Source organism: Pseudoalteromonas sp. KJ63-1, from assembly GCF_055808145.1.
Map to the genome: position 1 here is coordinate 1,581,942 of NZ_CM147855.1, position 20,748 is coordinate 1,602,689.

The 20,748-nt window shown below is 40.9% G+C and carries 32 protein-coding genes; 7 read left to right on the plus strand and 25 right to left on the minus strand.

What is annotated here, in order from left to right; translation table 11 throughout:
• The first annotated feature begins 222 nt into the window (after positions 1–222).
• Positions 223–624 carry a hypothetical protein gene (locus AC0L7Q_RS07355; protein WP_409425408.1) on the plus strand — a complete coding sequence of 134 codons (402 nt, stop codon included), beginning with the start codon at positions 223–225 and terminating at the stop codon, positions 622–624.
• 1,001 nt (positions 625–1,625) lie between these two features.
• On the opposite strand, the gene AC0L7Q_RS07360 is transcribed toward AC0L7Q_RS07355, so the two are convergent.
• The 23 genes from AC0L7Q_RS07360 to AC0L7Q_RS07470 all read right to left on the minus strand — a co-directional run bounded on the left by AC0L7Q_RS07360 (position 1,626) and on the right by AC0L7Q_RS07470 (position 16,298).
• Positions 1,626–2,768 carry a phage head morphogenesis protein gene (locus AC0L7Q_RS07360; RefSeq protein WP_409425409.1) on the minus strand — a complete coding sequence of 381 codons (1,143 nt, stop codon included), beginning with the start codon at positions 2,766–2,768 and terminating at the stop codon, positions 1,626–1,628.
• A 1-nt stretch (position 2,769) separates the two neighbouring features.
• Positions 2,770–3,312: a hypothetical protein gene (locus tag AC0L7Q_RS07365; RefSeq protein WP_055012201.1), complete on the minus strand. Its 543-nt coding sequence runs from the start codon at positions 3,310–3,312 to the stop codon at positions 2,770–2,772.
• 2 nt (positions 3,313–3,314) lie between these two features.
• Positions 3,315–3,758 carry a hypothetical protein gene (locus AC0L7Q_RS07370; protein WP_409425410.1) on the minus strand — a complete coding sequence of 148 codons (444 nt, stop codon included), beginning with the start codon at positions 3,756–3,758 and terminating at the stop codon, positions 3,315–3,317.
• Positions 3,759–3,768: 10 nt separating this feature from the next.
• Positions 3,769–4,383, minus strand: coding sequence for a DUF3164 family protein (locus AC0L7Q_RS07375; protein ID WP_409425411.1), 615 nt, complete (start codon positions 4,381–4,383; stop codon positions 3,769–3,771).
• Positions 4,376–5,878: a phage portal protein family protein gene (locus tag AC0L7Q_RS07380; RefSeq protein ID WP_409425412.1), complete on the minus strand. Its 1,503-nt coding sequence runs from the start codon at positions 5,876–5,878 to the stop codon at positions 4,376–4,378. The genes AC0L7Q_RS07375 and AC0L7Q_RS07380 overlap by 8 nt, the downstream gene beginning before the upstream one ends.
• Positions 5,871–7,610: a hypothetical protein gene (locus AC0L7Q_RS07385; RefSeq protein ID WP_076921174.1), complete on the minus strand. Its 1,740-nt coding sequence runs from the start codon at positions 7,608–7,610 to the stop codon at positions 5,871–5,873. Before AC0L7Q_RS07385 ends, AC0L7Q_RS07380 begins: the two co-directional genes overlap by 8 nt.
• The gene (locus AC0L7Q_RS07390; RefSeq protein WP_290218191.1) at positions 7,610–8,116 is read right to left on the minus strand and encodes a DUF1804 family protein; all 507 of its coding nucleotides are present in this window, start codon (positions 8,114–8,116) and stop codon (positions 7,610–7,612) included. The genes AC0L7Q_RS07385 and AC0L7Q_RS07390 overlap by 1 nt, the downstream gene beginning before the upstream one ends.
• Positions 8,116–8,454, minus strand: a complete 339-nt coding sequence (locus tag AC0L7Q_RS07395; RefSeq protein WP_055012195.1) for a hypothetical protein — start codon at positions 8,452–8,454, stop codon at positions 8,116–8,118. Before AC0L7Q_RS07395 ends, AC0L7Q_RS07390 begins: the two co-directional genes overlap by 1 nt.
• Before the next feature lie 9 nt (positions 8,455–8,463).
• A complete protein-coding gene (locus AC0L7Q_RS07400) occupies positions 8,464–8,907 on the minus strand; it encodes a hypothetical protein (RefSeq protein WP_409425413.1) in 444 nt (147 codons plus the stop codon).
• Positions 8,897–9,151: a hypothetical protein gene (locus tag AC0L7Q_RS07405; protein WP_039036983.1), complete on the minus strand. Its 255-nt coding sequence runs from the start codon at positions 9,149–9,151 to the stop codon at positions 8,897–8,899. The genes AC0L7Q_RS07400 and AC0L7Q_RS07405 overlap by 11 nt, the downstream gene beginning before the upstream one ends.
• Positions 9,152–9,300: 149 nt before the next feature.
• A complete protein-coding gene (locus AC0L7Q_RS07410; RefSeq protein WP_418157345.1) occupies positions 9,301–9,531 on the minus strand; it encodes a hypothetical protein in 231 nt (76 codons plus the stop codon).
• A complete protein-coding gene (locus AC0L7Q_RS07415) occupies positions 9,528–9,719 on the minus strand; it encodes a hypothetical protein (RefSeq protein WP_368484751.1) in 192 nt (63 codons plus the stop codon). The genes AC0L7Q_RS07410 and AC0L7Q_RS07415 overlap by 4 nt, the downstream gene beginning before the upstream one ends.
• 2 nt (positions 9,720–9,721) lie before the next feature.
• The gene (locus tag AC0L7Q_RS07420; RefSeq protein WP_409425415.1) at positions 9,722–10,027 is read right to left on the minus strand and encodes a hypothetical protein; all 306 of its coding nucleotides are present in this window, start codon (positions 10,025–10,027) and stop codon (positions 9,722–9,724) included.
• A gap of 9 nt (positions 10,028–10,036) precedes the next feature.
• The gene (locus tag AC0L7Q_RS07425) at positions 10,037–10,444 is read right to left on the minus strand and encodes a Mor transcription activator family protein (protein ID WP_409425416.1); all 408 of its coding nucleotides are present in this window, start codon (positions 10,442–10,444) and stop codon (positions 10,037–10,039) included.
• Entirely contained in the window at positions 10,441–10,638 is a 198-nt protein-coding gene (locus tag AC0L7Q_RS07430; protein WP_409425417.1) for a hypothetical protein, read from the minus strand. The genes AC0L7Q_RS07425 and AC0L7Q_RS07430 overlap by 4 nt, the downstream gene beginning before the upstream one ends.
• A complete protein-coding gene (locus AC0L7Q_RS07435; protein WP_409425418.1) occupies positions 10,639–11,037 on the minus strand; it encodes a phage protein GemA/Gp16 family protein in 399 nt (132 codons plus the stop codon). It lies immediately after the preceding gene.
• Positions 11,034–11,393, minus strand: a complete 360-nt coding sequence (locus AC0L7Q_RS07440) for a hypothetical protein (protein WP_409425419.1) — start codon at positions 11,391–11,393, stop codon at positions 11,034–11,036. The genes AC0L7Q_RS07435 and AC0L7Q_RS07440 overlap by 4 nt, the downstream gene beginning before the upstream one ends.
• Positions 11,394–11,429: 36 nt before the next feature.
• Positions 11,430–12,674, minus strand: a complete 1,245-nt coding sequence (locus AC0L7Q_RS07445) for an AAA family ATPase (RefSeq protein ID WP_409425420.1) — start codon at positions 12,672–12,674, stop codon at positions 11,430–11,432.
• Entirely contained in the window at positions 12,664–14,328 is a 1,665-nt protein-coding gene (locus AC0L7Q_RS07450; RefSeq protein WP_409425421.1) for a Mu transposase C-terminal domain-containing protein, read from the minus strand. The genes AC0L7Q_RS07445 and AC0L7Q_RS07450 overlap by 11 nt, the downstream gene beginning before the upstream one ends.
• 9 nt (positions 14,329–14,337) lie before the next feature.
• Positions 14,338–15,243, minus strand: a complete 906-nt coding sequence (locus tag AC0L7Q_RS07455; RefSeq protein ID WP_409425422.1) for a hypothetical protein — start codon at positions 15,241–15,243, stop codon at positions 14,338–14,340.
• The gene (locus tag AC0L7Q_RS07460) at positions 15,233–15,478 is read right to left on the minus strand and encodes a hypothetical protein (protein WP_409425423.1); all 246 of its coding nucleotides are present in this window, start codon (positions 15,476–15,478) and stop codon (positions 15,233–15,235) included. The genes AC0L7Q_RS07455 and AC0L7Q_RS07460 overlap by 11 nt, the downstream gene beginning before the upstream one ends.
• 48 nt (positions 15,479–15,526) lie before the next feature.
• Positions 15,527–15,979: a hypothetical protein gene (locus AC0L7Q_RS07465; RefSeq protein ID WP_409425424.1), complete on the minus strand. Its 453-nt coding sequence runs from the start codon at positions 15,977–15,979 to the stop codon at positions 15,527–15,529.
• A 55-nt stretch (positions 15,980–16,034) separates the two neighbouring features.
• Complete coding sequence (locus AC0L7Q_RS07470; protein ID WP_055012182.1) at positions 16,035–16,298, minus strand: helix-turn-helix domain-containing protein; 264 nt, start codon at positions 16,296–16,298, stop codon at positions 16,035–16,037.
• 94 nt (positions 16,299–16,392) lie between these two features.
• On the opposite strand from AC0L7Q_RS07470, the gene AC0L7Q_RS07475 reads away from it, so the two are divergent.
• The 6 genes from AC0L7Q_RS07475 to AC0L7Q_RS07500 all read left to right on the plus strand — a co-directional run bounded on the left by AC0L7Q_RS07475 (position 16,393) and on the right by AC0L7Q_RS07500 (position 19,102).
• Positions 16,393–17,112 (plus strand): LexA family transcriptional regulator, encoded by a 720-nt coding sequence (locus AC0L7Q_RS07475; protein WP_409425425.1) that lies wholly within the window; start codon positions 16,393–16,395, stop codon positions 17,110–17,112.
• A gap of 35 nt (positions 17,113–17,147) precedes the next feature.
• Positions 17,148–17,627 (plus strand): hypothetical protein, encoded by a 480-nt coding sequence (locus AC0L7Q_RS07480; protein WP_409425426.1) that lies wholly within the window; start codon positions 17,148–17,150, stop codon positions 17,625–17,627.
• Between the two features lie 9 nt (positions 17,628–17,636).
• The gene (locus AC0L7Q_RS07485; protein ID WP_409425427.1) at positions 17,637–18,008 is read left to right on the plus strand and encodes a hypothetical protein; all 372 of its coding nucleotides are present in this window, start codon (positions 17,637–17,639) and stop codon (positions 18,006–18,008) included.
• Positions 18,009–18,084: 76 nt separating this feature from the next.
• Positions 18,085–18,327: a hypothetical protein gene (locus tag AC0L7Q_RS07490; RefSeq protein ID WP_409425428.1), complete on the plus strand. Its 243-nt coding sequence runs from the start codon at positions 18,085–18,087 to the stop codon at positions 18,325–18,327.
• A gap of 65 nt (positions 18,328–18,392) precedes the next feature.
• Positions 18,393–18,788, plus strand: a complete 396-nt coding sequence (locus AC0L7Q_RS07495) for a hypothetical protein (RefSeq protein ID WP_409425429.1) — start codon at positions 18,393–18,395, stop codon at positions 18,786–18,788.
• Positions 18,789–18,904: 116 nt separating this feature from the next.
• On the plus strand, positions 18,905–19,102 hold the full coding sequence (locus AC0L7Q_RS07500; RefSeq protein WP_409425430.1) for a hypothetical protein: 198 nt from the start codon (positions 18,905–18,907) through the stop codon (positions 19,100–19,102).
• Positions 19,103–19,186: 84 nt separating this feature from the next.
• Here AC0L7Q_RS07500 and AC0L7Q_RS07505 read toward each other — a convergent pair whose 3' ends face one another.
• Both AC0L7Q_RS07505 and AC0L7Q_RS07510 read right to left on the minus strand, forming a co-directional pair.
• Entirely contained in the window at positions 19,187–19,819 is a 633-nt protein-coding gene (locus AC0L7Q_RS07505; RefSeq protein WP_409425431.1) for a hypothetical protein, read from the minus strand.
• Positions 19,816–20,691, minus strand: coding sequence for a DUF4747 family protein (locus AC0L7Q_RS07510; protein WP_055012174.1), 876 nt, complete (start codon positions 20,689–20,691; stop codon positions 19,816–19,818). Before AC0L7Q_RS07510 ends, AC0L7Q_RS07505 begins: the two co-directional genes overlap by 4 nt.
• Positions 20,692–20,748 lie beyond the last annotated feature (57 nt).

Here is a 20,748-nt window from a genome sequence, read left to right on the forward strand (position 1 = left end):
AGGTGATAACTATGAATTACTGAAATAGTCGTTTAAACGCACTTAATGTCCGATACCATATAGTATTAGCGAGCTTAAAGTGATTAAAATAGAGCATCTCATATATATTAGCTCTAACTTCCTATGATTTTTATTACAGAGTTAAAAGGAAAAGGCAAAAAGCCCTTTTTTTCATTACGATATAGACTAAGTTATGGTGACGTATTGACTGTGGCTATGAAAATGGAACCTACAATTAAAGAAATAAAAAGTAAACTTGACTATAGACCGGGTGATATAGGAAAGAGTGGTGAAAAGATTGAGTTTGTCTACAGAGCATCTAGGGATGTTGTAATTTACGAAACTGAGTCTGGTTTTGTAACAGCAGAATATGAAGAAAATTTTCCTGAATTAATACATTTAACTATCAGATATTATCATGAACTTGGAGCGAAAATACCTACCGATATAGATGACCATAAATTTGAAAATCTAAAACGAATGCTTATCTCATCATATTTTGAGGCTCTTAGCTCAAGTACAGAAAAACAAGTAAAAGAAGCTTTCCGTGAAATAAAAAAAGTATTGGAAACACAAAAAAGAGAAGTGAAATTAAGAGTGTTTTTATCCTATCTTCAATTTTAGTTTGCGCATGTATTAGCTCAATATCATTCTATTATTTCAACGTTAGCAGTAACAACTTTAAAGAAATATTTGCTTGTATAAGTTTCGGTTGTATTGGGTCGTTGTTTTCCGTACTGCAAAGAAACAACGATTTTGAATTTGATTCTAATCAAGAAAGTAAATACATAATTCTTCAATCCTGTTTTACATCACTTTTCGGTGCAATATCAGGAGGTATTCTTTTTATAGTTTGTAAGTCAGGAATTGCACTAACAATTGCTAATGAAAACATATATGCATTAGCAGTTTTATCAATTATTGCAGGGTTTAGTGAAAGAATGATACCTGAGTTATTCAAGAAAATAGAAAGTCAAAATAATCATGGAAAAATATAATGTCAGAATGGCATTTACTTGCAATGTTTACTCATGCTTCCCTTAGTTAAACGATTTTGATCTTTGAAAAAGTCAGAGCTCCAAAAAAACCTCTACGTTATATGTTTCATTTACTGAAGGGTGTTCAATTTTATTGAAACGTAACGCGTATTCTTCAATGCCAGCTATGTATTGGAGATAGAATTTCAAACCTGATTTCCCACCCAATGTCCGATACCGTCTAGTATTGGACTTAATGAGCTTAAAGCTATTAAAATAGAGCGCCGCACATGCACTTAAATACCACCACCCATAATTTATATTATGTTAAATAAGCTAAAACCCGTCATTTTGTCGTGTAATTGTTGTAAGGGGTTGTTCATTTCTAGAATAATGATGATATGAGGATTTTCGCCCTCGTCTTTTGGAAAAGCCCATTATTACTGGGGTTAGCTAATCCTGAGCGGAAAATTAGTTAAATTTGAATTACGCTTGGTTTTAGACGAAACTTGTTCAAACTGACTCATTACCCAATCATTCCTGCTCATTATACGTTTAGAATTAGATCATTTCTGATCGTTTAACTTTCCTTTAAATACACTTTAAACGCCTTTTAAACGCTGTTTAAATATTTTGAGCTGCCGATATTTAAAGTTTTTCGGCAGCTATAATTGTATTGAACTGCGGTCCTAGCTCTATTGTGATCATAAAACCTTGGTACGATATTTTTACTTGGTTGCCTATATAAGCAAACGTATTTGGATTTTGAACAGCGTTCATTAGTTCGTGTATTTGTTCAATTGCTAATTGGCCAGTTAAGAGCTTTTCAATTTGAGCGCTGCTCACTGTAACAGTGCTACTATATATAGGTGCGTTTTTACGTGATAACTCGTTTAGTAAATTTACTGGCAAGTGCCCTAGCGTAAATTGCTGGCCATCAGCTCCCGATTTTTTAAGTGTCAACTTTGCTGCTTGTAAGTTTACCTGCTTTATATAGTACTGCTTAGATTTTAAAACTGCCTCGTTAAATTGTGGTACCGCCAGTTGTTGTAAATCCTTTGATAGATTTATGACTGACTTACCCGCTGCAATGTCTGCACCTAACCATGCTTTCCCTGGATTATAATCCCAACCTAAATCAATGCCTGGTAACTTACTTAGCTCTTCACCTGTAGATGGATCAACAACATTAAATGACTCCATAAACTTATCTACTTTTTCAGGCTTAGAAACAGACAAACCCATGCGTGCTATATCGCGCGCATTAAGTGACACCACTTTACACCTGCAGTTATAACCATTCGGTGGATAATGTGTATCCCAAAAAGGATGATCCACAGGCAATAAAATATAATTCCACTTACCGTGTTCAGGTCTTACGCGGCTATCACCAGCAGTTAAGTATAATAAATAAGGTCTACGCTGTTTTATACGTTCTTGTTGTTGCCAACGGCCAGCTGCACGTGCGGTGTTTTTATTGTTTTGATAAATTACTTTTGAACGCCAGCCCCGCTTACCGTTGTATGACCAACCTTGATCACCCACTATTTTGTCAAAGCGTTTTCTAAAGTCCGATATAGTTTCGCCATCACTAATCGCTTTATCTACTGCTTTATATAGCTCGTTAATAATCTCGATTTGAGTTGCACCGGCAACAGTAAATGCCTTGGCGTGAATTAAGCCTTGTAAATCTTTATATGATTCACTGGTTAGCTTAATTTTGTCTTTAAAGTGAGAAATGGCTTCCTTGAATTTTACAAGGTCGCCATATTGTGGAGCTGGTAAGGCCATATTATTGCTCTTTTAGTGACTGTTGAATGTCCTGAATTTCATTTCTGCGTGAGTTATCACGGCTATTACCAAAGAAGAAATTCAATATTGACGCCACAACGGTGCCTAAAATAAAGCCTAAAATGGTGTCTGCAAAGCGTGTGGCGGTATCAGGAATGGTTAAAAACGTTATACAGCCTATGTATATAACCGTTGCAACCGACCAAAACCACGCATAGTAATAAATGAAGCGTTTAGAAAACTTATCATCTTGATTAAGTGCCTGTATCTGCATGTTTCGGGCGCTTTGAGTGTTTTTAAATGCTAAATCATCAAGCTCTTTTTCACGGTTTAATATGGTTTGCCTGAGCTCTTGTTGTAATGCACTCGATTGCTGAATACGGTTCATAGCCTCTTGTGGTGAACCGCCATTAGTGAGTGTTTGCGCCATATCAACAACTTTAGAGGCCACTTTAGAACCATTGTCGCCCCCTATCCAACTGCCTATTTTTTTATCCAAACCAGTAAGCTTTGCAAGGCCAAGTGCTATTGTAATTGGGTCCATAGTTATACCTTTATATAGTCATCAAATGATTTGCCGCCAATTTTAATAAGCTCTAAACCTTCAAGCTTTTTATACTGACGGACGAGGCTTTTAGCGGTTGTAAAATCGCATGTGTGGTATTGAGTTACTTCATAAAGATCTGGCATTTCTTTTTTTGCACGGCGCTTACCCCATATTTTTTCAAAACTTTTAATTGATTTAGCCGTATGTTTTGCGCGGGTTCGTTTACGCCACACATCAGGAATACATGCAGGGCGCTCGTTGTCTTTAGAGTACCAGCGGCCTTTAATTACACCGTCTACGTAAACCACTAAGCTTGTTTTAGACTCAGATACGCGCCCGCGTGTCACGGTTATTTCAAACTCACCATATTTGAAAATAACGGAGCTAAAAAGCCCAGCTAAGTGCTTTTCTATCTCTACCCACTGCTCTTTTGTAATGGCCATAAGCGCCCCGCTACAGTTTTGCTATATCAAGTGAAATTGCTTGCTCAATGCCGTTATCATCTTGCTTGTAAAAGCGGATGAAGCGGGTTGAGTCAACCACGCCAACGGATTCTGCGATAATGTTCATGGCTTTAGCCCATTTGCCTGAATCGTCAGTAATTTCGAGTTTACGCAGTGCTAAAATGCGTTGCGGGTTAAGTGAGCCTTGCTTATCGGTATTGAACGTTTTACTAACAATAGCCTTAATGTTTTGATTGCCGCCTTCGGTCCATTCATCCAAGCATTGATCAATTAATTGTTTAGCAAGGGTAAGCTCTGGGCCAAGTTCTATGCGTTCTTGGGTTTGAAGGGTTACTTTTAATTGGCTGTCAAAGGTGCGTAACATCACATTGCCTTTTTTACCGCCTAAGTTAACGCCATATTCTTGAGCTAATAGCTCTATAAAGTCGTCGGCCTCAGCCATTAAACTTTGTTTAAACTCTGCCAGTGCTTCTTGCATTTTAATCGCTTTATCAATGGCTTTTTTAACAAACTCGTCTTTGATTAAATCGGTTTGTTTGATGTTAGCAATGGCGACTAAATTGCCTTTGCCGTCTTTTAAATACCCGTCAGGAACATTATTCATTGTCTATCTCCACAGTTTTAGAATTAGCCTCGTTCATGCCTGCCATAAACTCATACTCCATTGCTGATTGGGCTACTTGCACCAGCGTAGAGTCTGAAATATCGGGGAATTGTGAGGTGATTTTTTGTTTAAGTTCATCCAGGTCTTTTGATGCCTGAGCAAAATTAAAAAGCTGTTTAATGGTGTCGTCTGTTGCGTGATCAAACACATCTAACTCGTTGGTAAGCTCTACGCTTTCAGTTGGCTTTTTGGCAAACTCGGTTTTAGCAGGTGTTGCAATGCCATGGCCTTCGTCGGGCACATCAAGTACTGCTTCACCGTCTTTTGGTTTAGGTACACCGAGCTCTTGATAAGCCCAGTCTTCACCAACTGGCACAATACGCGCTGTTTCGCGCACGCGGGTTACGGTGTCGGTGTTAATTTCGCGTTTGTCTTTAAAGATGAATTTTGGCGGTTCGCCACCATCAAAATTTACTGTATGAAGCGAATTTAAAAGCTGATTGCGGTATGACGCTACAAGCGCCCTGTCTGAGCGTTGGTTGTCGCCTGCACGTTTTGCATGAGTTTCGCTGGCAGCACGTGCGCCGCCATTTTTTTGCTCTGTTGCTAAGGTTTGACTGGTTAAAGCTTTACTTATTTCAGCATTACAAAAGTTAACCAAGCGCTCGGGCACTGGCTCGCCAGATAGCTTGCTTTCGATGATTTCAATGCTGGTGTCATCGGGTATGGCGGCTATGCCGTCTTGAACAAGCCTAGCTAGCCCATCAAGTAAGTTATTTATGTCTGAATCTTTACTGCCTATTGGGTATTTACCCACAGGAAATGGAATACCAAAGCGCTCGCACAGCTGTACAAAAAACTTAAAGCCGCCATGCTTAAACGTCCATGGCCAAAAACAACTACTTAATAATGCAATACCATACGGGTTTTCGGCACTTGGCATATGGCGAACACACGACCAACGACGAGAGTCGACTATTTCGCCCTGTGGGTTTTCACTGGTTTTTACTAATAACTCGTGATCACTATTAAACGCAAAGCGGCTGTTACGCCATGTTTCTACGTATTCGGGTTGCCAATGGCCATTGTTTTTAATGTACTTGCCAAGGTGAGTAACACTAAAACCGTTTAAAATGGCGCTGTAATTGTGCCAGTCCATATCGGCCCATTCGGTATGTGGGCATGGTTTACGGGCAAAAAAGGCTTTAGCCAACTCATAACTTTTTAAACTGGCTGCGTCGTCACCGCCTGGCACAAGCTCAGTATTAAAGCTAAATAAGCCACTGCGCAGTGAGCGTAACTCTCCAATAACGTGTGCATCACGGGCTATTTCTTCATAAATAGCGGTGTTTTTACCCGCACGGCGCAAAATTGGATCTGGGTTTGGTAGCTCAGTAATAAGCGCTGTTAGGCTTGGGTCTAAGCGGTTTTGGTCAAACATACGGTTAAGCGCAGCGTATGCTTTTGATGTAATACGTGGCTTGCTTTTAAACATGATAGCCCCTTATTTGTTTTGTTACTTTACGGCTATTTACACGAGGAACGCCGCCTGCCCCTGTGCTGGCTATCATCCATAAAATAGCTAGGGCACAACTTAAATCGTAGTGATGGGTTGTTTGCTTTTCTGGCCAGTTTTCAAGCTCGTCGAGCAGTAAGCGACACCGTGAATGAAAGGCAATTTGTGCCGGCGTATTGGTTACATAAGTTTCAAGTGAGCCTATACGTTCCTCTGCAGATATGGTTGCAGTAACACCACGTAAAGGCAGTGCTATACCTTGCTCTAAGCCTGTAGTAATAAATTGGCTACGCATAAAATCAAAGGCATTATTATTTTCAAAGCCCCATACGCGGCAGTTATATTCTTTTTGGGCGCGAATTAAGTCGTTAAGTAAACGGCTAGTACCACGTACTTTGCGGCTTTCGTATTCAACGTGTAGCTTTTGTAAATCTTGGGAATAAAAACCCACTAATATAGCGCTGGGATCGGCTTTTTCTGTTTTGCCCATACTTGGGTCGCATGCGCCATAAGGTATCCATTCGTTTAAGCGGTCTACCCAAAAATCAAACTGGTAAAATATGGCTTCTTCGTCACTTTTGGCAATGCCTTGCATTTCGCGGTTAAACTCGCGTTTATTAGCCGCCCACATACACATTAAATCGTAGAGTGTACGCACACTTGGCCAACTGGTTTGGGCTCCTTTAAGCATTTGCTTTTTACGCTTTAACCAAAATTTAAACGAGGGTTTTTGCTCAGTTGAAACAGCCTCACCCTTTGCGGCAGCGCGTTTTTCAAAGCGTTTGTCGTCATGTACCATTAAATCGCGGCACTCTTCCCATAAATCCATGCGTTCAGGCATTTGTTTAATGGCTTTAAAGCGGTGAACAATATGCCCTGGAGCCTCTTCGGCGCGGCTTATTGGGTCATCGTTATTTAATACGGTATTTACACCTAAAAATTTAACGGTGCCATCGGGTGGGCCAAGGTATTGCACGGCTGCTTCTAAAAAGCGCCAACGGTTATCGCGCTCTGTGGGCGATTTAGCCTCGGCATCGGTAATAATGTCATCGGATAGCAGTAGCTTAGGGCGGCTGGCACCATGGAACGTACCGCGTACTGATTGCTCAGCACCACGGCTTTCAAAGCGAACGCCTTGCGCTGTTACAAACTCGCCTAACTTCCACACAGGGGATTTTTGGCACACTTCAGGAAAGTCTAACGCAAGATTATTATTGTTAAGCAACTCGGTTTTAACTACCTCGAGTGTTTTGGTTGGCATTTTTGTTTCAGCGCCAAACAAAATTACAAAATCAATAAATTGCTTTATTTTGGCAAGGCCCAGGTCTTGGCAAATCTCAGGGTCTTGCAATAGCGCTAACACCGCTACATATACAGGGGCAATTTTTACCCCAAGGGTACTTTTGCCCTCACCACGCGGGGCTACAAACCAGTTTTTCCAGCCATTTTTAAGCTTGAGTGCTTCGGGAAACCAGTTCATAAAATAGCTTTGGAATTCAGACGCTGTTTGATCGTCGTCAAGCCACATATGATGCGGAAAATACGTATACACAAAAAACTCAAAATCGCCGCCAAGTACACGTTTACGACGTGCTTTAATTGCAGCGGGGCTTGGGTCTATGTTGCGCTCTTTTGCTTCAATATCGCGGCGTAGCGAACCGGTTATTTGTTCTATTTCAGCTAAGAACTCGCGTGAATTCATATCGGCCATTAGTCGTCTAACTCCGTATCGAGCTTAGGACCAAACGCGGTAAGTATTTCAACAAATTCGGGCGCAAAGTCAGGGTATTTGGTTGACACAAACTTAGCCAAAATTTTAAGCACTTCGGTGGCAATGGTGCGCTTTTCAAGCTTTTTATTACCGCCCGACACTTTCATTACCTTGCTCATCATATCGGTAAGTGAGCTCAGTATTTTGGTGCGTTGGTCAAGTGGCAGTGCTGCGCCTTCGGCTGATTTTAAAAGCTCAAAGGTTTCGTTTACTTGAATGGTAAACTCTTCAATAAAGTCGGTGGTAAACTCCCCTGCAGTGCCTTCGCTACGGCGGCTTGCTGCACGGGCTAAGTCCCAGTCGTCACCGTTTTCTTTGGCTTCCATTTTCCACCGTCGTGCGGTGCCATCGGCCACACTGTGCTTAATAGCGGCAACACTTAACGCAAGCAGCTCGGTTACATAGCTGTGGCGTACGGCGTTTTTCTTTTCAGCTGGGTGTGCCATTAGCCCGCCATCCCATTTTTTACAGCATAGGCAATAAGCGACACAGCCAAACCCGCAGTGCCACCCATGGCAGCTACTTTAACGCGTTGGTTTGTTAGCTTTTCTTCAACTTTGCTTAAGCGGTCATCTTGCTTATTAATGGCTGCAATTTGGCGTTTTTCGCTTTTTTCTATATCAAGCTTTAAGCCATCGGTTATTTCTTTTTGACGCGCTTCGCTTTTTTCAATGCTTTGATGAATGTCGGCTTTTATATCTTTTAGGTCATTTAAAATAGCGGCTTGACTGCCCTGTATTTCACCAATGGCCTGAAAAAGTAAGTTTTCTTGCTCTTGATTCATGGGTGTTCCTTACGGGTTAAATACTTTAATGCCCGTCCAGGTAGGCGTGCGCACATCAAAATGAAACCAACTCACTTGACCTTCAATGGCGGTGATATACGGGAATTCTTGCGGGTGGGCTAATACGTAGTCACGTACTTGTTGAGCAGTGTAGTTTTTAAAGCTGCAGTCGAATGCTTTGCCTAGCTTATGTTGGCTGCGTTTAGCACCTATGGTGCAATCAAGTGGGCGGTAGCCACGGTATTGATTAGCACCGCCAAAGAACCAGTTGTTTACTGTGCATGGGCCAAATCTGTCGCGTAGTTTTTGCAGCATGCGCAATGCGCGGTCATCAAATAAATGAATTAAAAATAATGGGGTATCGTTAAATAGTTCAAACGTGGCTTTAGGTACCAACTCTTGAAATATAAAACTTGGGGCAGTAGGAACGGCCACTCTTTGTTTAAGAGCCATGCTGTTGAGTCCTTATTTTGTTGGTTAAACGTTGTTTTACTAGGACGTAACAGGCAGGTAAGCGGGTATTACGCACCGGCTTTTTATTCGCTGGGTTTAGCAGCTCTTTCACGCGGGTACGCAATGCGGGCAGGTCTTTTAACGGGCAACGGCGAGAGATTGCAATTTGCTCGGCTTTAGAACTGGCCTTAATAATTTGTTGAGCTAATAACTCAATAAATGGCGCATGCACTGTATTTGTCATGCTGGTAGTAAATCAATTTAGGGGATTGGGTAACACTGTAAAGTTGTTTGCGGCTGGGGGCTTTAGAGTTAGCTTATTAGGTTAAATTAAAAAGGCTTACTAATACAAGGGGGCAAGCCAATTTAATTTTAATGAGGTTTAAACATGGTTTAAATACAATTATATTTTTTGAAACTGGCGTCCCAATCACTGTAATCAGTATCGATAAAATCACTAGGTGAGCGTGTTACTTTAAGCTGCACTTGTATTTCTTCTTTACCACTTAATAATACCCCTAATGACACTTCATTGTCTGCGTAATCACCAGCAAACATATCACTTAGCAGCTCTTCGATATTATCAACTGCTTTTTCTGCTATTTCCCTTGTTCCACTCATCATTTACCCTTAATTTCTCTAAATGCTTCGCGGTATTCATCCATCATGCCTGTCGTGTTTAGGCCAAATAACTTGCGTTGGTTGATATACCGGTTAAGCAGGTTTAAACCGTATTCGTACTGCCACTGCTTAGGTTTAGCGCCGCCGCTAAGTTGCAACGCAGTGAGCAGTACAAAGTTATTGCTTTGCATTGCTAAGCATTGTTTCTTTGATATTTACGGCCGCAATAGCAGCAATGTGTGGCCATTATCGAAATGTCGATTTTAGTTTTATTGCGTGCATGGCCACCACCTTTTTTGGCTGCTTGAAATTCAACTTCAACTTTAGGGTTTACTGGCGAGTACTCCCCTTCAGTTAGAATCATTGATTGCCCTTGCCACCTAAAACCTATATTAATGGCGTCTGCAGGCACTTTGCCTTGCTCTGTTAAATGGTCTTTAACGCGGTTTAATGTATCTTTAAAACAGTTACACGCTTTATTTTCAGTATTGGTATCCATGTTATTCCCCTATAAACTTAAATTTAATTGTGTTTCGTGCGCCCGTTCGTCTTGGTATGCACTGTAAATACTGCTTACTTGCTGGCGGGTTATTTTAAAACGCTTAACCAGCTGCTGAATGTTGCAGGTTTTGGTGTCTAGCGCCTCACAAATTTGTTGATTACGAATTTGCATAAGCACTTTGTGCAACATGGGTATTTGGTAGCTTGAGCCTACATTGGCATTTATTAGCTCTTGTACCAGGGCTTTACCAAACACCTTAACTACTTCGTGATCGTCGGTTGGCTTTTCAGGAATATAAAACATTTGCCCTTGTTGCTCGGTAAGTACGGCAATGGTTTGTTCAACCCCTAAGTGTTTAACAATGCGACGTAGGCCGTGGGGTAATGCCCGTAAATCTATGCTTGATTCGCTCATGATTGCTCCTCAAATAAATAATCTAAGCCATGTTCGCGGTCTATTCGGCGTTGCTCTTGATAGGCTTCTACATCACGGCGAACACGGCATTTTTGCTTGTCTTTTTCTTTTACATTACGGTAGCGTTTTTCCTCTGTATAAGCGGCTTTACGCGGGTTAATAGTAAAGTTTTGGTACTCTTCGTAATTAGCCATTTACGCCCCCTGCTTTGCTTTATGGCGTGCAAGCCATTGCTTAAATACTTCAATAATATGCGGCCACTGCTGGGCGCTTTGGCTTAGCTTTTTGCCTTGTAAGTGTTTTTCACAAAACGCATCGCAGGCCTGTTTTGAATCAATGTTTACCGCGCCTGCGCGGCTCAATTGGCCCCACAGGCTGTAAATCATTTTTAGTTGTACGGGTAACTGTGTTTTACCCGCATTTGGGTTCATAGCGCGGTAACGTGCAAGCAGTTGCTGTTGCTCAAGCTTGGTTAGCCCTGTGCAGGTATTAACACGACCATCGCAAATGTACGACACATTAAGTTGGTGGGTATGTTGGTCGATACCCGCCGCCTTTTGTGCAATTTTGATTTGCTGAGTCAAGTTGCTCACGCTATGTCCTCCAGGGCTTCAATTTCAAAGTGTGGCGCTTGGCCTATGCCAATAATTTTAATGCCCCAGTCTTTCATGCCGCTGGTATAAACCAGCGGAAAATCACGATAGATATTATTAAAACGTCTTGCTGTGTGGGCATAAGAGTTGATTTCATGCACATGGTGAATACTAAATAACTTGTCGGCAGCAAGGGTTGCAAAGGCCGCTTTAATGTTGCCATCGCATTTATCTATGAGCTCGCCTTGTGGGTCTTTTTTAGCAAGTAGGCTTAACATTGTTGCGTTTGTAACCAACGAGCTAAACGCTAAATGCGCGGTGTAACGTGATGTGTTTAATTTTATTGAAAATGCCATGATTAAATCCTTATTTAAATTATGTTTAAACGGCGTTTAAACCGCTGGTTTATTAAGTACTGATGAAAAAATGCCATTGACTAACAGCTTGTCTACGGCGGTGTCTGGGTTTTTGTTGGTGTGGTTAAGCAAGTGCGGTAGCAAGTTTTCAACTAGCTCACGAGCGTTACCCTCAACGCGTTTGTGTAGCCATTGCCACCATTTTGCATCGTCTTGGGCGAGTTTTACGGTGCCTTCGGTGAGCTCTAAAAACAGGGTGCGAATGTCTTCAACGGTTATTTGGCCGATAGGTTTAGGCCAAAAGCATACGCGGCTTGCAATGAGTTCGTAGCGCTCTTGGGTTTGCAGTTTGTCTACTAGTTGAATGTTGCCAACCAGGGTTACGCCTACAATGGCTTGGTCGCTTATGGTGCGTAGTGGGTCAAGCGAGTTAGGTTTGCACTTGTCGGCTTCGTCTAAAATTATTAAACGGTCAGTATCGCGCAGTGCTTGAATAATTTTTTGCATGTTTTTATATGCGCTTGGGCAGCGCGATAAGCCTAGGGCTAACGTTAGTTGCTCAAGCACTTGGGTGCTGCTGGTTTGCTCACTGCCAGCAATTAAAATGGCTTCTTTGTTGTGGCGGCAATACTCCGCAATACCTTTGGTTTTACCCAAGCCTGCTTGGCCTGCAAACACACTAAAGCGTTTACGTTGGCGAGCTTGGTCGCAGGCCATAGCAATAAGCTTAGATGTACTGGTAGGAATAAAGCGCACATCACCGTACACAATACTGATTTGTTTGCGTTCTGGCTGCTCGTTAATTGTTTTAACTTGCTCTACCTCCGCAGGGCAAATAAGCGCCCAAATGTCATGCAAGTGCTTAGTGGGCTTGGCGTTGTATTTACCGTTAATGAGTTGGCTTATTGATGCAGGGCTTTTACCCATGCTCACAGCAATACTGGCGCTAGTAATGTTTTGGTCGCGTATTTCGGGTGATTGCAAACGCAAGCAAATACGCGCTGCGAGTTCGCGATCAGCTTTGTTGTACGACTTATTAAAGCCGTTACGTTTTTCAATGTCGGTAATCGCGGCTTCACCAAATAGCTTATGCCACATAGCAACAATGATTTTTTCAGGGTTAATGGTGCATTTATTTGCTAGTACTTCTTTAACTGATTGCAGGGCAAAGCCACAGTTTAGCTCATCAATGGTCATACCTGTGGTGCTTAACTCTTGGTTAATTAACTCAACACGCAGCGTTTGCTCAGGCGTGTATGGGTGTGGTTGGCTATAGCTCATAGGTTGTTTCCTTGCGTAAATTAGGTTGATCAAGTAATTCGTTTAGGTCGATTTCGTGCTGCGGCTGTGTTGGCGTTACATCAAAATCAAAAATATTTACGGGTGCTTGTTGTGCCTCAATACCCTTAATAGGTGCTGCAAACTTAGTCACAGACTCAACATCGATAATGCGGTCTTGGGTTTCTTGGGCCTCGATTTCACGGCGCTTGGTGTCGATGCGTTTTAAGCGGCCAGTTCGGCGTTTGCTTTCGGCTTGCTCAATACGTGACGTAGGCACGGCGTGCGATTTAGTTTTTAAGTTAGCGAACATTAAAAACTCACCGTTTAGCTTATAAAGCTTGGTGTAGCTGTCGTCGTGTAGGTCGTAGGCAGCAATGAGTTCTTGGCCATTAAACTGGTGTAAAAAGTCGGCACTGTAATCACGTTGGTGTAAGCGAAAACGGCCACGGCGAATGTTGACGGTTTCGCGTGGTAGCATCACAAAGTCACCCTCTACTGGAGGTACGTGCTCTATGTTTTCGTCCCACACTTGCTGGCGGGTTTTGTCCTTAATTTCAGGGTGCTCACTGTTGTGGTAGTCGTTTAAAAAGGCTTTAAATTCGGCTATCCACTCGTCTACCGTAGGCAATTTACGTTTGCCTTGCTTGGCCTCTTTAAGTACCAGTTGCTTATGGCGATCGTCGTGGTCGCGCCCGCAATAGGTGCTAAAGCGTTTACCCACGCGGTCTTCCATATGCAGGAAAAACCGCTCTATCCATTTCACCCGGGCGTTGCCTGGTATGGCAAATATTACGTCTATTTCAAACTGGGCGTAAAAGCCGGTGGTGTCGTCGTTCATGAGTTTGTTTTTGTAGCCTGAGCCGTTATCTAGGTAAAACATGGCAGGCACGTTGTTATGCACTTTTATAGCGCGGCTTATAGCTGCTAGCGTATCAAGCGTGCTTTCGGCATAGCCCAGTTCCCAGCCCACAATGCAGCGGCTTGCTACGTCTTGAAACGCGGTTAACTCAGCACGGTAAGGCTTACCCGTTTTAGGGTGCGCTAGGTATACGTCGAGCGTGTGGCCATCGCCGTTATACATAACACCAGGCTTAATGTTATCGGTTGAACGTAATAAGTGGTCTTTATGTTTTTCACGGTACAGTTTTGCACCCATGCGGTACGGGCTTTGTGGGCCAAGCTCGTGCGGCAGTGCATTAATAAAGCGGCGCACTTGGTGATGCTCAGCCTTGTAACCCTCTTTATTTAGTTGGTCGCTCACTTGTGCAAAGCTTGGGCTGTTTGGGCTGTGGTAAAGCTCTAAGCAGCGTGCCAGCCAGCTGTATTGTGTTTGCGCTTTGCCTTTATGGTTAGGTAATAAGCTGTTAATGCCGTTGTCTTTGTAGGCATTGCACCAGTTATAAATGGTTGCGCGCCCTGGTAACTTACCCAGTGCATCAATAGCGGTTGCAAGTGTGGCCATTGCTGTATTTGCACGGTACGCGGTTACAAGCGCTTCAAACGCTTTAGGTATGCCACACTCTTGCGTTAATAAATGGCGAACTATTACTGCCCTACTTTGGGCTTTTTTACGGGCTGTTTCGCTGGCATTTTGCCAACTTAGTTCCAAGCCTGTGCTTGGCAACTTATTGAATTTTTGAACTGCAGGATGCATTGCTCTCTCCTACTCGCGGGTTTTAATACGGTCGTTAAACATGGCGAGCATGTATTCACGGTTTGCTTGGGCGTCTTGCCATTCATCTTCGGCAAATTGCGGTATGCACTCAGCGCCGGCTAAATGCTCGGGGCCAAACTCGCCGCTTAAGCGGTTGAGCATGTGGGTAATGCGCTGTTGTATGCCTAACCATAAATGCCACGTGGTTTGCGCTGCACCTATGCGGTGGTTTAGGTCAAGGTCGCGGGTATTACAGAGCTGCTCGACCATAGCTATAAACTCTTCGAGTGACTCGTTAACAACGGCATTGTGTGCAAACGACTTTTGGCGGACCTGTGCAACTAGCATAGGCAGCTCGTACATTTGTTTAGGGGCCTTGGTTAAGCGCTCAGTTTCAAGGGCGTTAATAAGCGTGGCTGTTTGCTCTTCAAGGTCTTGCGTTCGCTCAGTTAGCTTTTGTACTTGAGCGCGAATTTCTTTGCCGCTGGTTTCGGCCAGTACATCAAGGTCGTCATCATCTAACTGGGCAATAGACTCAAGCGGTACTTTGGTCAGCTCGCTAAGTTGGTGTTGGCTCATATTCAAAAGCGACAATTTGTCGCTTTTGCCTTTTGGTAAAGCTGAGAGCATTTTAGAAATAGCTATTGAGCGCTGTGCAGTACGTTTGTGAATGCCTCGTTCTTCTAATAAAGTTAAGAATTCACCATGAGAAACCTGTTCTTTTACATTAAGCAAAATAAAGCCTGCCTCTGCGGCATCGGTAAATTGGCGGTTTGCTAAAAACACTACGCGGTCCATACATTCGGCTACGCTTTGTGGCATCACTATGTTGAGTGGGGTTTTAAGTTTTTGTAGCTGGTGTTCAATTTCGTTGGCGTTTTCTTTACCTACTACATCGACTAAATTAGTGCTCATGGCCACCTCCTAGTTTTATAGCGTGGCGCTGCGCTACTGCAAGGTGTAATTGGTTTTGCTCAGCTTGTTGCTCAAGTTTTGCTACCTCTTGCCATAGCTCATCAATGCTCATAGTTAAATCAACACCCAATGACTTAGCTAGTGCCTTAAAATTTGCATTGTTAATATCAATATTTGTGTCGTCTTTATGTTCAGTTTCCTGAATTTCAGACGGTTCTTGGTCTTTGATAGTCATTATTTTTAGCCTTAGTTGGGTTTTATAGCGGGTGGTGTAATGGTGACGTCATTCTTGATTATCGTCGTTTGTCAGTAGCGACTCAGCTATATAGCGCTGCATTGCGGTGCGCTCTTCTATTTCCATTTGCAGCTCGGCATGTTGTTGCAATAGTTGCGAGCGCTGGTCAACCGCTTTAAACAAAATAGGTTTGAGCAATATATTGGCAGGCTCGGTTGAGCGCACGGCGTAACACAGTGCAGGTAAAAAATGCATGGGCATATAGTGAGCTTGGCTGGGGGCTAGCCATTTATTTAGTTTGGCTTGGTCAACCTCGTTATTTTGTGAGTGTAGTGCGTCGTTCATGCGGTCAGCTATTACTGGACGACTAAAGCCTGAACGCTTCATGGCTGAACATACACTGTGAATAAACAGGTGATATATATCGCAGTCTGGCGCTATATCGGCATCGAGAATGCTTTTAGTGAGTTGTTTTTGCTGTGCCATTGTTAAATGTTCCATGGTAAAAATCTCTTGCAAAATTACATTGATTTAAAATGCGTTATTACCGATGCTGTTACTCAGCCGATAAAAGCTCGCGCAGCGCTTGTACTTTTTGGCTGCGAGTGTCTTTATTTTTGGTATAGGCAGGTACATCAGGGAAAATAGCGTCTACCGGTTTGCCAATAATTTTGGCAATGGCGGCAGCCACTTTGTACGAGGTGGTGTGCTGGTAAACAACACTGCTTACATGAGATAGGTTTAGGCCAAGTGCCGCTGCCACAATTGACAGTGAATAGCCTTTTTCTTCAAGTGCTTGTTTTATTTGCTCGGGTTTCATTGTAGAGTACCTTTTGGTTTACATACGCTTTTTGGTTCTTTGGCGAGATTTAAAGTGTATGTTTTTGTTAATGTGTGGTGAGAATAGGACATATATGTCTACATATCAACCCTTGCAAGACATAAATGTCTGTGAATTATTTAAAAAAGAACGTAACCGACTGAATTTAAGTCAAAAAGAAATTGCAGATTTTTTAGGGATGTCATCAAAACAGATCAGTCGATGGGAGACTCAAATTGCAATTCCATCTGATAAATTAGCTTTATTATCTGGTTTAGGGTTTGACACTAATTATATTATTACTGGTATTAGTGGTGATTCATTACCAGTTGCCGCAGCACCAACACAAAGCACAGCGCTGCAAACCAGCCATGCTGATTTAACGGCGGTGCCGCAATACGATTTAGCGGCCAGTGCGGGTGGCGGTGCGTTGGTTATTGCCGAGCACCCTATTGCACGGTTTGAGCTTTCTACCCGTTGGCTGCAACAAAATAACCTACATAATAAAAAACTGACTGTAGTGCCTGTGCGCGGCGATAGTATGGAACACACCTTGTATGACGGTGATTTAACGCTAGTGTCGCTTATTGATGACCCAATAGATGCCCGTGAAGGTGTGTGCGTACTGCGCTTTGACGATGAGATTTTTGTAAAACGTATTCAGTACGATTTTAAAAGTAAAGGCTATAATATTACGAGTGACAACAGCGCCTACTCAGGTTTTTTTGTAGATGCGGATGATATTAACGCTGGGCGCTTTAGCGTGCTTGGACGTGTTGAACGTGTATTGCAACGGACACGTAAAGTGGATTGATCGGATTTTAACGCTTATTTTATAAGGAGTTATTTATGAAACGAATTTATATAACTGCTGCTATATGTGCGATTATTATTGGATGTAGTAAGAAAGAAGATACACAGGCTACACAACTTACCCCACCACCAGAAAATTTCATTAGTCCTTATCGGTTTATTACGTTTAGATTAGAGGCCGTAAGTGATATTTTAAAGGTTGCGCCAAATGCCAACGGTTCAATCACCACGACCACCTCACAATATAAAACACGCTATGACAGCACAGACGGTGTTATTAGCTATTCTGAGATTTACTTGCTGGAGACAGCACCATGTAGCCAAACTGAGTCGTTTGACCCTATAGCAGTGTTAAAAGCTGTTGCGGTCAATTCGCAAAGTTTAGAAGAGCGAGACAGAATGACCCATTTAGCTACTTACTATGATCATAAAGAAAAATTAAAAATTAGTATTACCTGTGAGCAAGACGGAACGCCGATTGTGGTGAGATTTAGTAATAAGTATTACGGGTATTAAAGGATTTCCATGCCAGAAGTAGATAAAAAATTAGTGCAGGAATTAGCATTGCAGCATAAATTAAAATTAAGAAATGCTCATATTAATAATCTTCCCAGCACTAATTTGGAGCTTAAAAAGGAGCCGGTTAAATTAAGTGAAGGCCTAGATGAAGAATCGGTAAAAAATCTAAAAACACACTATCATGAAAAAATGCAGGTTACTGACTCATCTGACGAATTAGCTATTAACAATGATTTACTTGATAAGGATTTTACTGCTGTTGAAGTAGCAGAGCTGGAGCTATTTAATATGTTACATGATGTAAAAATTGCCAAGACTATAATTTACTCGGTAGTGATTACTTTAGTTGTTATTTTAATTGCATTCTTGGGGTTTTAATAAGAATTAACCAATAAGTTTAATTTAGCATTTTTTATGTAACGCACTACACTTGCACTATTGGATTGGAGTAAATATGGATTACGAGCGTGATTGGTTGGATCTTAAAAACATACGTAGGCTTGCTTATAAACACCATAAAATGTTGTTAAGTGAAATTGAGTTTCATCGGATTGAGTTTATTCAGATGGAAATAGATAAAGAACTGTTAATAATCAATAATTATCTTGGTGATGAAAAATTTAAATGTTTTAAAGCTTCCTATAGAGAAGAGTTAATGAATTTAAGTATGTTGCGATATCAAAAGTTGTTAGATTAAATAAGCCATTCATGTACTGACAGAATTTTTACCTTGGATTAATTTTCTAGGGGGAGTTTTAATCTATGAAGTTAGAACGTGAAGACATACGTGAATTAGCTTTAAAGCATTTCGAGGCAATTGACCTTAGTTACTCTCTTAATAATATGCCACAAGCTCAAGTAAATATTGATGAAGAAATTAATATTATTACCGCTCAGCTTACTACTGAAGAAATTACTTTGTTTAATAAGGTTTATGCTGAAGAGATGAAGTTGATTAATGATTTGTTTGAGCAAAGAGCTGAATACTGGACTAAGGAAGTTTCTAATTTTAAATTTGAAAACTTAGAGGGTGAGTTCGAAAGTAAAACTCAGCTAGGAATAGTCTGCTATTTTTTTGTTTTACTTTTTGTTGTACTAGTGATGTTTATAGTTGGTGTGTTTTGGGTTGAAATAAACCCTTTTGTTTTTGGCTTATAGCTTACTATTCTTAAACGGCTGTAAGCATAATTGCCGCATAGTAAATGTATTTAACTTATCGAATTTAAACTAAGCTGGTTTTATAAAGTTGTACTTAACTTGTTTGATGGAGGAATATGATGGACTGGAATAACGAAGATTATATTATTGCTTTAGCAATAAAACACCACCGTATGTTACTGAATGAACAAGACAATACAAAAGCAATAATACAACAAGAACTTCTTAATATTACTGAAAAGCTAACCGATCTAGACTGTTTAAAATTTGAAAAAATGTATTGGCGAAAAACTGTATCATTAATTACATCATAGAATAATGTTCAATATTTATTAAGGTTCCCGATATGACTGAACAAAATAAAACTATAAATATTTTGGTAACAAAAAAGCCCTTAGTTAAGGGGCTTTTTCTTTATTTTTTTGTATTAGAGGGCACCAGCATTTCTCTTGATCTTCGGCTATTTTGTTATTTACAAAGTGCTCATAAAGGGTTGTTACTCTAAATAAACCTATACTGAGGGTAACAGTACTTACTAAAGCATAGATAAAGACAAAGTAAGACGCACAATAAAAAATAGCTAGTGCCAGCTTTGATTTATTATGCATGGTAATTAGGTCAAAATAATCTACGTAGGTTTTACAAATCATAGCTAACAATATTGCTAAGACTTGTAGCAAGATAAAGTGTAAAAAAATTGCATTGATCATTGTAAAAGCAGATGGTCTATTATTAAAACATTGACCAAAAGCATTTTTGCATTCAATACACTCGCCACATGGTTTGTCTTGTTCTGCTAAAAAATCTCTAAATTTTTCCGAACCTATAGACATCCACAATGCAAAGCCACCCAAAGAGAACCCAAGTAAGTTAGGCATAATGGAGAGCACATCATCCCACCACCCAAATTTACTCCAGGCAGGAAAAAGGATTCCCGTTATGATTATAGATGCATAAAAATAAGGGCTTGTTAATAATGCAGTAAAGCCGCCATATGCTCTCCAATATCTTGCTATAATGTTATTTGTCATAATAACTTTTTAATAATTTCCTCAATTGAAATTGCCAAGCGTTTAAATGCGTCATATGGAAGTGAATTCTTGATATCAAAATAATCATGTTTGATAAACGGCATATCCTTAGTAGAAATTATTCTTGGTGTGCCTTTTCCATCATAGCCTTTAACAACTAAGCTACCATTATTAGCGGCTATTTTCGCTTCATTTCTAAGCTCTTGATCTACTTGTATTGATTCGCCCGTCTTAGCTGTAATTTTAGTTTCAACTTTAGCTATTTGACGTTCCTCTGCTTTCTTCAAGTATCTCTTTTCAATTTCACCAAACGCATTAGGATTATTTATGATCATATGAATAGTTCGTTTATGCTTCAGCTGTAAAGCTTGTTGCAGTGCTTCTTTTTCAGGAAAGTGAACTACATTTACTTCTCCAAAGTCTTCTTGTAGTTCAGCTGAATTTAGTAACTTTTTAAAAAAATCAACCGCTGTATTAGGTGTTAATTCATTACCTTTGTAATATGCTTCGTAAACGAGAGTATGAGATTCAGGAAAAAAGAAATAAGTAAACCTTGTCGAATTAGGCTTCAAGTTTTCAGGTAAGTTAATTTCAGCAAGGTCTGCATCAGTTGCAAAGTCATTAGTATTTAGATTAAGCCAATCTGCATCTTCTCTAATTTGTGTAAATTTAAAAATATCACCACTTATAGCTGGTACATCGGCTTTAATATCTTTTACCTTTGACTGAGCACAGAGCAGGCCCCAAGTTGTTCCCCTAATGTTAACTTGTTTTTTAAGCGCAAAAGCACTTTCAAATAACTTTTTATACTCTGTGGGTAAATGATTACCTATTGTTATATTTAATGCACCAGCACTTGTTTTTAATTCCATGAGATTCCCTTTAAAAAGATCAAGAACAAAATCAATCCTTGATTAAGCATGTACATT